General features: G+C 64.4%; 13 protein-coding genes. 7 read left to right on the top strand and 6 right to left on the bottom strand.

Going from position 1 to position 14,581, the window contains the following annotated elements:
* Positions 1-29: 29 nt before the first annotated feature.
* Complete coding sequence (gene ompR, locus ARADN35_RS0107835) at positions 30-761, top strand: osmolarity response regulator transcription factor OmpR (RefSeq protein ID WP_010460834.1); 732 nt, start codon at positions 30-32, stop codon at positions 759-761.
* 18 nt (positions 762-779) lie between these two features.
* The gene (locus ARADN35_RS0107830; protein ID WP_082606731.1) at positions 780-2,318 is read left to right on the top strand and encodes an ATP-binding protein; all 1,539 of its coding nucleotides are present in this window, start codon (positions 780-782) and stop codon (positions 2,316-2,318) included.
* A 102-nt stretch (positions 2,319-2,420) separates the two neighbouring features.
* On the opposite strand, the gene gudD is transcribed toward ARADN35_RS0107830, so the two are convergent.
* The 3 genes from gudD to kdgD form a co-directional block, all read right to left on the bottom strand.
* Complete coding sequence (gene gudD, locus ARADN35_RS0107825) at positions 2,421-3,773, bottom strand: glucarate dehydratase (RefSeq protein ID WP_010460832.1); 1,353 nt, start codon at positions 3,771-3,773, stop codon at positions 2,421-2,423.
* Between the two features lie 175 nt (positions 3,774-3,948).
* A complete protein-coding gene (locus ARADN35_RS0107820; protein WP_010460830.1) occupies positions 3,949-4,923 on the bottom strand; it encodes a Bug family tripartite tricarboxylate transporter substrate binding protein in 975 nt (324 codons plus the stop codon).
* Positions 4,924-5,018: 95 nt separating this feature from the next.
* Positions 5,019-5,930, bottom strand: coding sequence for a 5-dehydro-4-deoxyglucarate dehydratase (gene kdgD / locus ARADN35_RS0107815; protein ID WP_010460828.1), 912 nt, complete (start codon positions 5,928-5,930; stop codon positions 5,019-5,021).
* Between the two features lie 321 nt (positions 5,931-6,251).
* On the opposite strand from kdgD, the gene ARADN35_RS26925 reads away from it, so the two are divergent.
* From ARADN35_RS26925 to ARADN35_RS0107800, 3 genes are all read left to right on the top strand, one after another.
* Entirely contained in the window at positions 6,252-6,806 is a 555-nt protein-coding gene (locus ARADN35_RS26925) for a hypothetical protein (protein WP_139019180.1), read from the top strand.
* Between the two features lie 125 nt (positions 6,807-6,931).
* Complete coding sequence (locus ARADN35_RS0107805; protein WP_029413678.1) at positions 6,932-7,975, top strand: LacI family DNA-binding transcriptional regulator; 1,044 nt, start codon at positions 6,932-6,934, stop codon at positions 7,973-7,975.
* Positions 7,976-8,062: 87 nt separating this feature from the next.
* Positions 8,063-9,217 (top strand): GntR family transcriptional regulator, encoded by a 1,155-nt coding sequence (locus ARADN35_RS0107800; protein WP_081474582.1) that lies wholly within the window; start codon positions 8,063-8,065, stop codon positions 9,215-9,217.
* Here ARADN35_RS0107800 and ARADN35_RS0107795 read toward each other — a convergent pair whose 3' ends face one another.
* A complete protein-coding gene (locus ARADN35_RS0107795; RefSeq protein ID WP_010460821.1) occupies positions 9,218-10,579 on the bottom strand; it encodes a class-II fumarase/aspartase family protein in 1,362 nt (453 codons plus the stop codon).
* A 275-nt stretch (positions 10,580-10,854) separates the two neighbouring features.
* Between ARADN35_RS0107795 and ARADN35_RS0107790 the strand changes: the two genes are divergently transcribed.
* Both ARADN35_RS0107790 and ARADN35_RS0107785 read left to right on the top strand, forming a co-directional pair.
* Complete coding sequence (locus ARADN35_RS0107790; protein WP_010460819.1) at positions 10,855-11,820, top strand: porin; 966 nt, start codon at positions 10,855-10,857, stop codon at positions 11,818-11,820.
* Between the two features lie 50 nt (positions 11,821-11,870).
* Positions 11,871-12,830 carry a Bug family tripartite tricarboxylate transporter substrate binding protein gene (locus ARADN35_RS0107785; protein WP_010460817.1) on the top strand — a complete coding sequence of 320 codons (960 nt, stop codon included), beginning with the start codon at positions 11,871-11,873 and terminating at the stop codon, positions 12,828-12,830.
* A gap of 201 nt (positions 12,831-13,031) precedes the next feature.
* On the opposite strand, the gene ispF is transcribed toward ARADN35_RS0107785, so the two are convergent.
* Positions 13,032-13,523, bottom strand: a complete 492-nt coding sequence (gene ispF, locus ARADN35_RS0107780; RefSeq protein ID WP_010460815.1) for a 2-C-methyl-D-erythritol 2,4-cyclodiphosphate synthase — start codon at positions 13,521-13,523, stop codon at positions 13,032-13,034.
* 97 nt (positions 13,524-13,620) lie between these two features.
* A complete protein-coding gene (locus ARADN35_RS0107775; protein WP_029413674.1) occupies positions 13,621-14,541 on the bottom strand; it encodes an IspD/TarI family cytidylyltransferase in 921 nt (306 codons plus the stop codon).
* Positions 14,542-14,581: the final 40 nt, after the last annotated feature.

The raw sequence follows: 14,581 nt of genomic DNA, 5'->3' as shown, positions 1-14,581 counted from the left end.
CTCTGTTACAAATTGGACTTGGGATCAAGATGGCCACAACAACCAATCGCACCGACAAAGTTCTGGTGGTGGACGACGATGCACGAATCCGTGATCTGCTGCGCCGCTACCTCACGCAGGAAGGCTTTGAAGTCATGGTCGCCGAAGACGGCAAGGCGCTCAACCGCCTGCTGCTGCGCGAGACCGTGGACATCATCGTGCTCGACCTGATGATGCCGGGCGAAGACGGCCTGTCCATTTGCCGCCGCCTGCGTGCCGCCAATGACCGGACGCCCATCATCATGCTCACCGCCAAGGGCGAGGACGTGGACCGCATCGTGGGCCTGGAAGTGGGTGCCGACGACTACCTGGGCAAGCCGTTCAACCCCCGCGAACTGCTCGCGCGCATCCACGCTGTGCTGCGCCGCCGCCCCGCGCAGGAAGCGCCTGGCGCACCGTCGGGCGACAACGAGGTCGTGACCTTTGGCCCCTTTACCTTCGACCTGGGCACCCGCGCACTGCAGCGCAATGGCGAAGAGTTGCCCCTGACCACCGGCGAATTTGCCATGCTCAAGGCGCTGGTACGCCACCCGCGCCAGCCCCTGTCGCGCGAAAAGCTGGCCCTGCTGGCCCGTGGCCGCGAGTTCGAACCGTTTGACCGCAGCCTGGACGTGCAGGTCTCGCGCCTGCGCAAGCTGGTGGAAGTGGATGCAGCCGCACCGCGCTACATCCAGACCGTGTGGGGAGTGGGCTACGTGTTCGTGCCGGACGGAACCAGCTGACCCCCTCTCCTTGTCTGTATGCACAATTCCGACGGCAATCCGAGGTCGAGATCATCATCGTTCCGGCAGTCCGTGACCGCTTCCCCCGACGCCACCAGCCCCGCCCCTCTGGAGTCCTTGAGACAGGCTCGGGAGCAGCGGGCGCGTGTGGGCCTCAATCTCTTCTGGCGCACTTTCTTCCTGCTGGCACTGCTGCTGGTGGGGAGCATTCTGGCGTGGCTGCAAACTTTGCGGGCGCTGGAGTTCGAACCGCGCACCCTCCACACCGCGCAGCAGATCGCATCGCTGGTAAACCTGAGCCGCGCGGCGCTGGTGCATTCCGACGCCATTGCCCGCGTGTCGCTCATCAAGACCATGGCCGACCAGGAAGGCGTGCGCATCCTGCCGCGTGAACCACGCGACAAGTTCGAGCTGCTGGAGGGCACGGCCCTGGGCAACCGCCTGACCGACGAACTCACGCAGCGCCTGGGGCCCGACACCATCGTGGCGCAAAACGTAAATGGAGAGACCGGCCTGTGGGTCGGCTTCAACATCAATGGCGACCCCAACTGGCTTCTGATGGACCGCTCACGCTTCAGCCCGGCGGGCGGCCGCACCTGGCTGATCTGGCTGATCACGGCGGGGGCGCTGTCATTGGCTGGCGCTGCGGCCATTGCGCGGCTGATCAACCGGCCGCTCAAGCAACTCTCTTACGCCGCCAACCGCGTCAAGGACGGCGACTTTGCAGCCAGTCACCTCGACGAAGAAGTGGTGACCAGCGAAATCCGAGAAGTGAATATCGGCTTCAACCGCATGGCACAAAAACTGGCCAAGCTGGAGCAAGACCGCGCCGTGATGCTGGCTGGCATTTCGCACGACCTGCGCACGCCGCTTGCCCGCCTGCGGCTGGAAACCGAGATGAGCGTGACCGATGAAGTGGCGCGCGAGCACATGGTGGCCGACATCGTTCAGCTTGATGCCACGATCGACAAATTCCTCGACTACGCACGGCCCGACCACGTCACGCTGACACCCGTCAACCTGCATGCCGTGGTGTCGTCTTGCGTCTATGCCGTGCAAGACCATCGCGAACTGCAGATCACGATGTCCGTGCCCGAAGACCTCAATGTGCTGGCCGACGAAGTGGAACTGGCCCGCGTCATCTCCAACCTGCTTGAGAACGCGCGGCGCTACGGCAAAGCCGAGGACACGGGTATCACCAACGTGGACATTGCCGCCAAAGGCCGCGAGAACTGGGTGCTGATCAAGCTGCGCGACCATGGCCCCGGCGTGCCGCCCGAGCAATTGTCGAATCTCACCAAGCCCTTCTTTCGCGGTGACTCTGCTCGCACCGCAGCGGCAGGCGCGGGGCTGGGGCTTTCCATCGTGGACAAGACCGTGCAGCGCATGGGCGGCATCTTTGCGCTGGCCAACTCCAGCACGGGCGGCCTGGTGGCCCACCTGCAACTGCAGCGCGCCACCGACTTGCCCGATGGCGCGGACCCCAAGCAGAGACTGCAGCGGCCCTCCATCAAACGCCAGTTGCCCCGACGCCGGGCCGAAGACCGGACAGCCTGAGCGCTCAGCCGCCGCGAACCACCACCCAGCAAAAAGCCCCGTCCGTCGGGGCTTTTTGATTTGGTGGGGTCGTTCCCCATCCGCACGGCTAAACCGCGAAGTTCACCGCACCATGCAAGGCGCCTTGTTGTTGAACTTCCATCCAGGGATCAGGTACTGCATGGCGACCGCATCGTCGCGTGCGCCCAGCCCGTGCTGCAGGTACAGGCGGTGGGCACGCTCGACCTCGTCCATGTCCAGCTCCACGCCCAAGCCGGGCTTCTTGGGCAGCTGGATGTAGCCATCCCTGATCTGGAAGGGCTCCTTGGTGAGGCGCTCGCCGTCCTGCCAGATCCAATGCGTGTCGATCGCCGTCACACGCCCCGGCGCGGCAGCGCCCACGTGGGTGAACATGGCCAGCGAGACGTCGAAGTGGTTGTTGGAGTGCGAGCCCCAGGTCAGGCCGAAGGCCTGGCACATCTGCGCCACGCGCACCGAGCCAGCCATGGTCCAGAAGTGCGGGTCGGCCAGAGGGATGTCCACCGACTGCAGGGCCAGGCTGTGGGCCATCTCGCGCCAGTCGGTGGCCACCATGTTGGTGGCGGTGGGCAGGCCTGTGGCGCGGCGGAACTCGGCCATCACCTCACGGCCCGAGAACACGCCTTCGGCGCCGCAGGGGTCTTCGGCATAGGCCATCACGCCGTGCAGGTCGCGCGTGATGCGCACCGCATCTTTCAGCAGCCAGCCGCCGTTGGGGTCCAGCGTCACGCGCGCCTCCGGGAAGCGCTCGTGCAGCGCGCGGATGGCCTCGACCTCTTCCTCGCCACGCAGCACGCCGCCCTTGAGCTTGAAGTCGGCAAAGCCATAGCGCTCGTACGCGGCTTCGGCCAGGCGCACGATGCCGTCGGCCGTCATGGCCTTCTCGTTGCGCAGGCGAAACCAGTCGTTGTCGGCACCGGGCTCGGTGCGGTAGGCCAGGTCGGTCTTTGCGCGGTCGCCCACGTAGAACAGATAACCCAGCATCTGCACCGCATCGCGCTGCACGCCATCGCCCAGCAGCGCGGCCACGGGCACGTTCAGGTGCTGGCCCAGCAGATCCAGGAAGGCCGACTCCACCGCCGTCACGGCATGGATGGTGATGCGCAGGTCGAACGTCTGCAGGCCGCGCCCGCCCGCATCGCGGTCGGCGAACTGGGCGCGCATGGCGTTGAGTACGGCGTTGTGGTGGCCGATGGGCCGGCCCACGATCAGCGGCCGTGCATCCTCGATGGTCTGGCGAATCTTCTCGCCGCCGGGCACTTCGCCCACGCCGGTGTTGCCCGCGCTGTCACGCAGGATGATCAGGTTGCGCGTGAAGAACGGGCCGTGCGCGCCGCTCAGGTTCATGAGCATGCTGTCGTGGCCCGCCACGGGCACCACGCGCAGCTCGGTGACGACGGGGGTGCTGGTGACAGAAGGGATGGAAGAGGTGGTCATGGTGGTCTTCAATTGCCAAGTCAGAAGGCGGGTCTGGTGAAAATACGCGCAGCCCAAGCTAGGACCGCCGCGCAAGGGCCGCCCCGCCGCGCTGGAGGTGTCCCCCTTCTCTCGAACTACGCAGTAGTTCGAGAGAAGGGGGAAGGCGCGAAGCGACTCAGGGGGTTGTACCGAATCAATCGGCAGTGATTTTTCGGGTTTCGATGACCGTCTTCCAGCGCGCGAACTCACGTGCCTGGTAGGCGGTGAAGGCTTCGGGCGTGCTGGCCACGATCTCCAGGCCCTGGTCGAGCATGCGCTTCTTCACCGCAGGGTCGTTCATGGCGGCGACGGCGGCGTCCGACAGCTTCTTCTTGAGCGCAGGCGGCAGGCCCTTGGGCGCGGCCATGCCCTGCCACGAGTAGACCTCGGCACCGGCCACGCCGGCCTCGGCCAGAGTGGGAACATCGGGCAGCACGGGGCTGCGCTTGTCGCCGGTGACGGCGATCGCATGCAGCTTGCCGGCGCGGATGTGTGCGAGCACGGCGTTCACGTTCTGGAACGAGAACTCCACCTGCCCGCCCAGCAGGTCATTGATGGCCGGTGCGCCGCCCTTGTAGGGGATGTGCAAGCCTTCGGTGCCGCTCTGCTGCCAGAACACTTCGGCCGAGAGGTGGTCCGACGAACCGTTGCCCGAACTCGCAAAGCTCACCTTGCCGGGGTTGGCCTTGAGCTGGGCGATCACCTCTTTCACGGTGCGGGCCTTCTGGTTGGGCGCGGCCACCAGCACGTTGGGCGCCTGCACGGGCACGGTGATGTAGTCGAAATCCTTGAGCGCGTCATACGGCACGCTCTTGAGCAGGTGCGGCGCCACGACGAAGGCACCCAGCGAAGACACCAGCAACGTGTAGCCATCGGCCTGCGCACGCTTGACCATGCCCGCGCCCAGCGTGCCTGTGGCACCGGGGCGGTTGTCCACGACGAAGTTCTGGCCCAGCTTGTCGCCCATGTGCTGCGCCATGGCGCGGGCCACCATGTCGGTGGAGCCGCCGGCTGGGAACGGCACGACGATGGTCACGGGCTTCTCGGGCCAGGGGATGGTCTGCGCCGTTGCGGCAAAAGCCAGGGTGCAGGCGCTGGCAACCAGCAGCAGTTGTTTCTTGAGGAACATGGCGGATGTCTCCGGAGGTGATGGGGGTGTTCGATGGCCCTCTTGTGGGGCCTTGTTCAAAGAGATGCGCGGGGCAGACAGAGAGGGAGTAGTCCTTACTGCGGCCCAAGCTTCTTGATCAACGCGGCAAGCTCTTCCATCTCGCCGGGCTTCAAGTCCGTGAGCGGAGCCCGCACCGGGCCACCGTCGTGGCCCACGATCCTGGCGCCCGCCTTGATGATGCTCACGCCGTAGCCTTCCACCCGGTTGCGAATCGCCAGGTAAGGCATGAAGAACTCCTTGAGCAACTTGTGCTGCGTGGCGATGTCGTCGCTGGCCACGGCCTTGTAGAACTCCATCGCCGTCTTGGGGATGAAATTGAACACCGCCGACGAGTACACCGGCGTGCCCAGCGCCTTGTAGGCCGCTGCATACACCTCGGCCGTGGGCAGGCCGCCCAGGTAGGAGAAGCGGTCGCCCATCTTCATGAAGATGGAAGACATGGTCTCGATGTTGCCCACGCCATCCTTGAAGCCCACCAGGTTCGGGCAGCGATCGGCCAGGATGGCCAGGGAATCGGCCGTGAGCTTGGTGCGGTCGCGGTTGTAGACGATCACACCAAACTTCACGCTCTTGCAGACCGCCGCCACATGCTCGATCAAACCCTCTTGGCCCGCTTCGGTCAGGTAGTGGGGCAAGAGCAGGATGCCGTGGGCGCCCAGGCGCTCGGCCTCCTGGGCATGGGCGATGGCCGTGCGGGTGGGGCCACCGGCACCGGCAATGATCGGCACCTTGCTGCGGCAGGTATCCACGGCGGTCTTGATGACCTGGCCGTACTCGGGGCCGGACAGCGAGAAATACTCACCCGTGCCGCCGGCGGCGAACAGGGCGCTGGCGCCGTAGGGGGCCAGCCACTCCAGGCGCTCGATGTAGGTCTTGGGGCGGAATTCACCCTGCTCGTCGAAGTCCGTGATGGGGAAGGACAGCAGGCCGGAGCCCATGATGGATTTGAGTTCTTGCGGGTTCATGGTCATTCAGTCAGATCAACAGGTCAGGGGTCACAAACGAACGGGAACCAACGCAATAGAACCGGTTCCGCGAAAATCAAGAGGTCATACAAGCCGCCTATCCCAGGAGCCTGGGCATGTAAACAGCCTCTGAACTCATTTCAAAACCTGTTAACAACAGCAGATATGTCAAATGTTAACGTTAACAAATCAATCAGACATAGTGGATAACCCTATGTCATGAGATAACAAAAGCCATGCCGGTGGCTCGTTCATGGGGCTTTCGCGTGATCGGGCCTGCGGTCTGCGTTACGCTCGGCTTGAATCAGCACACCCCAGCCCATGAGCATCCACACACAGTTCTCCCTTCTCAGATTGCAAGGCGAACCTCTGCCGCAGGACCTTGCGGTCCTTGTCCTGCATCAGGAGGAACTGCAGCGCCGTACGGGCGTCCGGATGAGCGCAGAGCCCCAGTGGACGCCGTGGCTGGACACCAGCTACCTGACTGAAGCCGAGCGGACTGACCCCGAGATTGCGGCAAACATCCGGGCCATTGCCGAGGTCTGCCGCCACGTTGCCTTTGTGGTGGCCGATGATGAAGGCAACTATTTTGGCTACTGGCGTGAGCCGTCGTTGAAGCCCATTGCTGAAAGCGTGGTGGTGCAACTGGACAGCGAAGGGCAGTTCTCGTTGTGCGGAACTTCAAACATCGCTGGCGCCATCCTGACCCAGTGCTGCTACGGCGGGACATTCGACGAGACCCGCCAGTGGTTCCTGCGTCTGGGCCTGACCGCCCTGCCCACTTACCCCTATGACCTTGGCAATCCGCAGGTCACGCCCACCCCGACCGCCCTGCACCAACAATTGTTCGAGGCCTATCTGCACGAAGCCAAGTAACTCCACAACGCAAGAGGGGCGTTTTCCGAAACACCCTGGTGGCGGTCTGGAGGCTTTTTACGGCGACCTCGGTCACCGGTTGGGGGTGCGGTCTTGAAGGCCTTTGCCTTATATAGACTCGACGCATGCCGCTTAACCCCTCCAGCCCCCGCGCGTCCGCATCGTCAGCCACCCGCGACCGGCCCGTAGTGACGCTGCGCGAGGTGGCAGAACAGGCGGGGGTGTCGATGATCACCGTGTCCCGCGCGATCAATACGCCGAACCAGGTGTCGGAGCCTACGCGCACCCGGGTGCAGGCAGCGGTCTCCAGCCTGGGATATGTGCCCAATCTCATTGCAGGGGGCCTGCGTTCAGCACGCAGCCATCTGGTCACGGCCCTCGTGCCCACCACCACGGGGCAGCTGTTCGGCGAGATGGTCCAATCGCTCACCGATGCCCTGGAGCTGCGTGGCTACCAGGTGATGCTGGGCCAGGTGGGCTATGCACATTCGCGTGAAGACGAACTGCTGCGCGCCATCGTGGGCCGCAGGCCCGATGGCATTGTGCTCACCGGCATCATGCATTCCCCAGAGGGGCGGCGCCTGCTGCAGGCCTCCGGCATCCCCGTGGTGGAAACCTGGGACTTCACCCCCACCCCCATCGACATGCTGGTCGGGCTGTCGCACGAACAACTGGGCGCCGCCGTGTGCAAGCACCTGCATGCCAAAGGACGGCGCCGGCTGGCGCTGCTCAGCGGAGACGATGAACGCGCCGCGCGGCGGCGCAAGGGTTTCTACGCCGAAGCGGACCGGCTGGGCCTGCGCGAGCCAGCGCTACAGCTGGAGAAGTCTCCCACATCCCATACCGAAGGGCGTGCAGGCCTGGCCGCATTGCTGGCGGTGCAACCAGATATCGACGCTGTGTTCTGCAGCTCCGACATGCTGGCCCTGGGGGCGCTCACCGAAGCGCATGCGCGCGCAATGGCAGTCCCCGACCAATTGGCCGTCGTCGGTTTTGGAGACTTGGAGTTCGCCCAGACCGTGATCCCGAGCCTCACCACCGTGCGCATCGACGGCACCCGCATGGGCCAAACGGCGGCAGGCTTCATTGCCGATCGTGCCGAAGGCAAGCCAGTGGCAGAGCCTGTGGTGGACATCGGTTTTTCGATCATTGAGCGCGAGAGCGCATAACAGGTAGTCCTCCATCAGCAGGGCTTCCAAGCTGGACACTCTGGCGTTTCGCCACATCCCGATACCGTTCAATTTGTGGTGTATTGTATGAACACCATGCGCAGCAGCCCTTCGCCAGATCTCGAACAGTTCCTGGACCAACTCGCCCACGAAGCCCGTCCGGGCGACCGACTCCCGACCATCCGCGAACTGATGAAGCGCTTTGATGCATCGCAAATGCTGGTTCAGCGGGCTTTCCAAGGCCTCAAGGAAAAAGGTCTGATTGATGCCCAGGTGGGTCGGGGCACCTATTTCCTGGGCGCAGGCTCACAACTTGCGACGGCTACTGAAACGAGTCTCCCCCCGAGTAAGGGTACGCATCCCAGAGCCCCCGCGGCAGCCACCTCCTCTGTGAAATCGGTGCTGCTGTTGCGCCGCTCCATCAGCATTGCGCGCGGGCGCGTGCTGATCGAAGGCCTGCAGCACCGCCTGGCTGCCGAGGGGCACCGGGTGCTGGAGCTGGCGTACACCGACCCGGACCATGCGCTCACGGTGCTCAAGGGCTTGCCGCGCTTCGATGCCTGCGTGGTGCAATCCACCTTCAAGGCCATTCCCATCGCCCTGCTGGCTGCTCTGCGCGACAAGTGCGATGTCCTGGCCGTGGACGGTGCAGCGCTGGTCGGTGCCGATATCGAGGCTGTGGGTACCGAGTGGGGCGAGCCGCTGGCCGCCGCCATCGCCCTGTTGATAGAGCAAGGCCACCGGCGCATCGCCTACGCTTGCACCTCGCACCCCTTCCTGGCCACCCAACTCGGACGGCGGCGCTTCGAATACTTGCAGGCCACGCTGCCCGACGTGGGGCTCCAGGAAATCACATTGGACACGCTGCCGCACGAGGACTACACCGCCCGGCTGGTGGAACAGGTCCTGGCCCACACGAACGGTGCCGACAGCGCGGGTGCCTTGCCCTTCACCGCCCTGGTGGCCTGGGGCATCGAAGATGGCGCCCTATTCCAGCGCCTGCTGGCCCACAGCGGGATTGCGGTGCCCGCGCAGCTGAGCGTGGTATTGCTCGGCCGCACAGACCTGGCCAGCGAGCATGCTGACTTTTTCGAGGTTATCGGTTGCAGCGTGGCCGACCAAGTCGATGGCCTGCACCGCGCCATCACGACGCGTTGGGCCAATGCCGGGACACCCTACGGCGTGCGCCTGACGCCGGTGACGCACCGTGCGGGCACATCGGTAGCAGCCCCTGCGCGGTAGCTATGGCTCCACGCAGCCGGGTGCCACGCGCGCCACGGTGTCCACCGCGAGCCGCGCCGATTCGCCCACATAGGCCTGCGCATCCAGCGCCTGGAGCAATTCATCCGGCAGGGCCCCGCCATTGAAGGGCGGCTGTGCGCGGATCGCATCGATGAAAGGCACATCCTCTGACTGCGAGCGTTGCGCTGCCGTGTAAAGCAGGCGATGCGCCTCATGTCGGCCCATGAGGCGGGTGAGCCGCATCATCACTGCCTCAGAGGCGATCAACCCCCGCGTCATTTCCAGGTTGCGGGACATCGCCTGCGGATTGACCACCAGGCCTTGAGCCAGCCGCGCCAGTGTCTCGGCCACCGAAGTGGCGACGATGGCGATCTCGGGCAGCAGCGTGTCGGCCACGTTGGTGGCCGATGAGTCACCCTCGTCCATGCGCACCATGGTCTCCAGCGCGGCCTGAGTCCGCGTACGCAGCATGCGCGCCAGACTGACTAGCAGCAGTGCCGTGGAGGGGTTGCGCTTTTGCGCCATGGTGGAGCTGCCCACCTTCCCGATGTGAAAGGCTTCCGCCACTTCGCTGATCTCGGTGCGCTGCATGAAGACCACGTCCTGCGCGATCTTCTGTGCCGTGCCCGCCAGCAGACCCAGTGCGGCCAGATAGTCGCTGGCCCGGTCATAAGACGACCGCAGCGGCATACCGGCCGACAGCAAGCCCAGTTGCTGCGCCATCAGCGCCTGCACTGCGGGCCCGAGTGGCCCTGTGGCAGCAAAGGTGCCGATGGCGCCCCCCATGCTGGCCGGAAACGAGGGTGCAAGCCGCTCAGCAAGGCGGCGGCGGCCACGGTCCAGTTCATCGACCCAGCCCGCGAACTTGAAGCCCAGGGTCATCGGCAGTGCGTGTTGGCCATGCGTGCGGCCTGCCATCGGCGTGCACTGGTGCTCCACCACCAGCGCGGACAGCGCGGCGATGGCAGCATCCAGGTGCCCCGCCAGCAGCCGGTGCGTTCGCACCATCTGCAATGCGCTGGCGGTGTCGAAGATGTTCTGCGTGGTCGCACCCCAGTGGATGAAACCGGCGGCAGGCTCACCGCACAGCTCCTCGAACCGGTGCAGCACCGGTACCAGCGGATGTTGTGCGAAAGCGATCGCCTGTGCCAACTGCGGTAGATCGAACAGTTCCACCTTCGCGTGTGTGGCGATCACTTGCGCCGCTTCAGCCGGGATCACTCCCAGCCCCGCTTGCGCTCGGGCCAGGGCAGCCTCCACGTCCAACCAGCCCTGCAGGGTGGCCGAGTCGCTCCAAATGGCCTTTGCGGGCGCACTAAACCAGTGACCCGTGATGAAAGATTCGAACATACCGATCGCCATGTGTACTCCATCCATACAACTACGGGTTTATCCGTAGATTTGTGTTGTATCGCGTTGTCCATCGAGGAGAAATCTCCGTTTTACCCCGCCCTCTCAGCCGGACTTACGCAATTCTCTCGATTGCATTGTATTGCATCAATCAAATTCAATACATACAATTCAAAAACCACTGCCAAACAACCATCGACGGAGACAAACTCATGACACGGCATTTCCTGGCAAGCAAGGCTTGCCCACCCGCTACAGCACCCCACATCGCACTACTAAGCTTTCTCATGGCAAGCGTCGGGGCCTGCACCGCGGCGCAGGCCCAGTCCTCGCTGACCATCTATGGAATTGTCGACCAGGGCCTGGCCCGCGCCAACGGCGGCACCACCCCCGGCGCCCTGCTGCCCGGGCGCGGCGTGACGCCACAGGTCTGGACCCTGAAGGCGGGCAATACGTCGCGCCTGGGCTTCATGGGCCGCGAGGACATGGGCGGCGGTCTCTATTCGCGCTTTCAGATCGAGCACCGCTTCGCCGCCGACACGGGCGCACCAAGCAATGCCAACATCTACTGGCTCGGCCGCTCGGTGGTGGCGGTGGGTAGCAGCCAGTGGGGCGAGGTGTACGCGGGCCGTGAATACTCGGCAGCCTACACAGTGGCCCTCAATGCGGACCCCACCTATTGGAGCTACGTGAGCCAGCTGGGCTCCGCTTACACCTATGCCAACTACACGCCTGTGGCGGCTCCCGTAGAAGCATCCAACATCCGTTGGGCAAACGCCGTAGGCTACAAATCGCCCGTGATCTCTGGCGTGAGCATGGAGATTTCTGGCGCCTTTGGCGAAGGCGCGCGGAGCAACGCCACCTCAGGCAACTTGCAGTACAAAAGTGGGTCTGTGTGGGTGGGCGCAGCGTTCGACCGGCTTGACTCCAGCACCCACCTGGCTCTGGTGGCAGGCGGGTACGACTTCGGCGTGGTGCACACCAAGGCCAGCTACAGCCGCGCCAAAGGCGGGGTCAATGGCGATGCCACGGCCTACAGCGTGTCGGCCATGGTGCCGCTGAGTTTTGGTCGTACTTACCTCATGGTTGGGCACTTGAAACCCGCCACCCAACTCGATTCGCAGATGATCGGCGCGGGTCTTCAGTACGACCTGAGCAAACGCACCTTGCTCTACACCAACCTCGGCACAGCCAAGCGCGACGGCCTCACACGCACCACAGCCATCGACTTTGGCGTGAAGCACACATTCTGAACAGGAGTCACCACATGCAACGCAGACAACTCCTCTGTCAGGCCGCCGCGATGACAATCCTGAGCACGGGAACCCTTGTCACCCACACCGCGCAGGCGCAGAGCGACAGCGGCAATACCAAACCCATCTCACTGATCGTGGGCTATTCCGCTGGCGGAAGCGCAGATCTTGTCGCGCGCATTGTTGCGACCGAGCTGGGCAAGCGGCTAGGCCGTACCGTCATCATCGAGAACGTGGCGGGCGCCAGCGGCATGCTGGCCGCACAGCGGGTGCTCAACGGACCGGCCGATGGCAGTCTGATCTACATGGGAGGCACCGACACAGTGGTCGTGCCCATGGTCAACCCCAAGGTCAAACTCGACTGGGAGAATGACTTCATTCCGGTGGGGCGCATGACCACCGTCCCGATGATCTTTGCCGTGCGCAAGGCGTCGCCCTACTCCAACCTGCAAGACCTTGTTGCCGCGCTGCGCCAGGGTGGCAAGGACAGCATCAACTTCGCCACACCGGGAATCGGCACGATGCAGCATCTGTACGGCGCACTGATCAACAAGCAGGCCAAGGTGTCCATGCTGCACGTACCCTACCGTGGTGGCACCCACATCACCAACGACCTGGTCGGCGGACAGGTGGACAGCGCCGTGTTGGTGCTCTCCACGGCCATGCCATTTCTCAAGGACGGCAAGATCAGGGCGCTATCGGTCTCCGACACCGCACGGGTGCCGCAGCTGTCTGATGTCAAACGCATTGGCGAAGAGGACGGATTCTCCAACGTGGCACTGCCATTGTGGCAAGGCCTCTTCATGAAGTCAGGCACCCCCGCAGCGACGGTGAACGCCACCGACAAGGCACTGCAGGAAGCTCTTGCACAGCCCGAGTTGCGGCAGAAGCTGCAGGAAGCAGGCATTACGGTCGCCTACTTGAGTGGACCTGAATTCAAGAAATTTATCAGACCGCAGGCAACGCTGTACCGCGATATCGTGACGACATCCCAGATCACGATGGAGTGACGTCGCACCGTAAGCGGGAGGGAACGCGGGGGTGCAATGCAGCCCCGCGTTCTTACTTCGTTCTCGATACCGGCTTGTGGAGTGCGCGGCTCTCTCCTGGTGGTTCAGGCCCCACACTCCTCGCAATGTGGGCAAGGCCAACATCCCCCCGGCCGGGGGCTCCCGCGCGGGGTTGCGAACAAGCCGTGCCGCCCGGCCCGATCAGCGCTGAAGTTCAGCCGCGTAGATCAGCACCGCAGCCCGTGCCTCCATCGCCAGCCCCTGCCCCACCGGCCCCAGGCGCTCGGCCGTCTTGGCTTTCACATTGACCTGCCCCTCGGCGATGCCCACGGCACGTGCAATGGCAGCCCGCATGCCGGGAATGTGCGCGGCCAGGCGCGGTGCCTGCGCGACCACAGTGCTGTCGATATTGCCGATTTCGTACCCGGCCGCACGCACGCGCCGCGCGGCCTCGGCCAGCAAGACGCCGGAATCGGCGCCACGAAAGGCTGCATCGGTGTCGGGGAAATGGCTGCCAATGTCGCCCAGGGCAGCTGCGCCCAGCAGCGCGTCGGTAATCGCATGCAACAGCACGTCGGCGTCCGAGTGGCCGAGCAGACCCATGGGATGGGCAATCTCCACGCCGCCAATCACCAGACGGCGGCCGGGGACCAGTGCATGCACATCCCAGCCTTCACCAATCCTGAAATTCATCCGTTTGCCTTTGTTTGTGGGTGCCTTGCGGCGTTGTGTTGCCTTGCGCCCCTGACTGCGCCGTGAGGCCGGGGTCGATGAACCGGAGGAAACGGTTCTAAAACAGATTCTTCTTGCCAGGGGCGGTGGTCACCTGGCCCCGGTCGCCACCAAAACGCTCCAGCGTCGTTCCGTGCGCACGCGCAGCAAGCACGGCGGCAGCCAGCGCGAAATCGTCCGGGTAGGTGACCTTGAAGTTTTGCGCCCCTCCCTGCACCAGACGCGGGTGCAGGCCCATCGCCTCCATGGCGCTGGCCTCGTCCGTCACGTTGGAACCCACCTTGTCCATGGCATCCATGAGCGGCCCGATGCGGAACATCTGCGGCGTCTGCGCAAGCCATTTATCACTGCGATCCACCGTGGAAGCCACGCGCACGCCGCCCGGGCCGTCGATGGAGGTCTTGAGCGTGTCGGCCAGCTTGTGGGCCAACAACCCCCCCACGCTGTCGCCAGCACACTGGTCAATGAGGTTGTCGATCTGGTCGGCGGTCACCAGGCAGCGCGCCGCATCGTGCACCAGCACCCAGTCATCACGCAGCGCACCCCGCTCCAGCAGGGCCCGCAGACCGCCCAGCACCGTGTCAGCACGTGTCGGACCACCACACTCCACCACAAAAAACGCTGGGTGTGCATGTGCATCCAGAAACCGGTCCCCAGGGGCCACCGCAACCAGGGTGCCCAGCAGGCGCCCCACGCCGGCAAAAGCCGCCAGCGTGTGCAGCACCATGGGCTGCCCCGCCACCAGGTGGTACTGCTTGGGCAGGGGTGCCGGGGCCGTGGTTGGCGCAGCGTCCACGGCCGAGAAAGCGGCCAACGTCGATGTCAATGGCACAGCATTGCCTGAAGCCGGCGCCGGGGCCATCAAAGCGGCGCCAGCCGGAACAGCACGCGAGCCCATGCCGGCGCAGGGCACCAGCGCCCAAAATCGCCCGTGGGCAGACAAAGGAGCGAGCGGGGGGTGCAACAAGGGAGCAGTCATGGATCGCTCATTCTAAAATCTCCCGTTGCCTACCCATCCA

The sequence above is a fragment of the Acidovorax radicis N35 genome (genome assembly GCF_000204195.1).
GTDB lineage: Bacteria > Pseudomonadota > Gammaproteobacteria > Burkholderiales > Burkholderiaceae_C > Acidovorax > Acidovorax radicis.
Note: the sequence above shows the minus strand (reverse complement) of the source record. Positions and strands in the feature narration are given on the sequence as shown.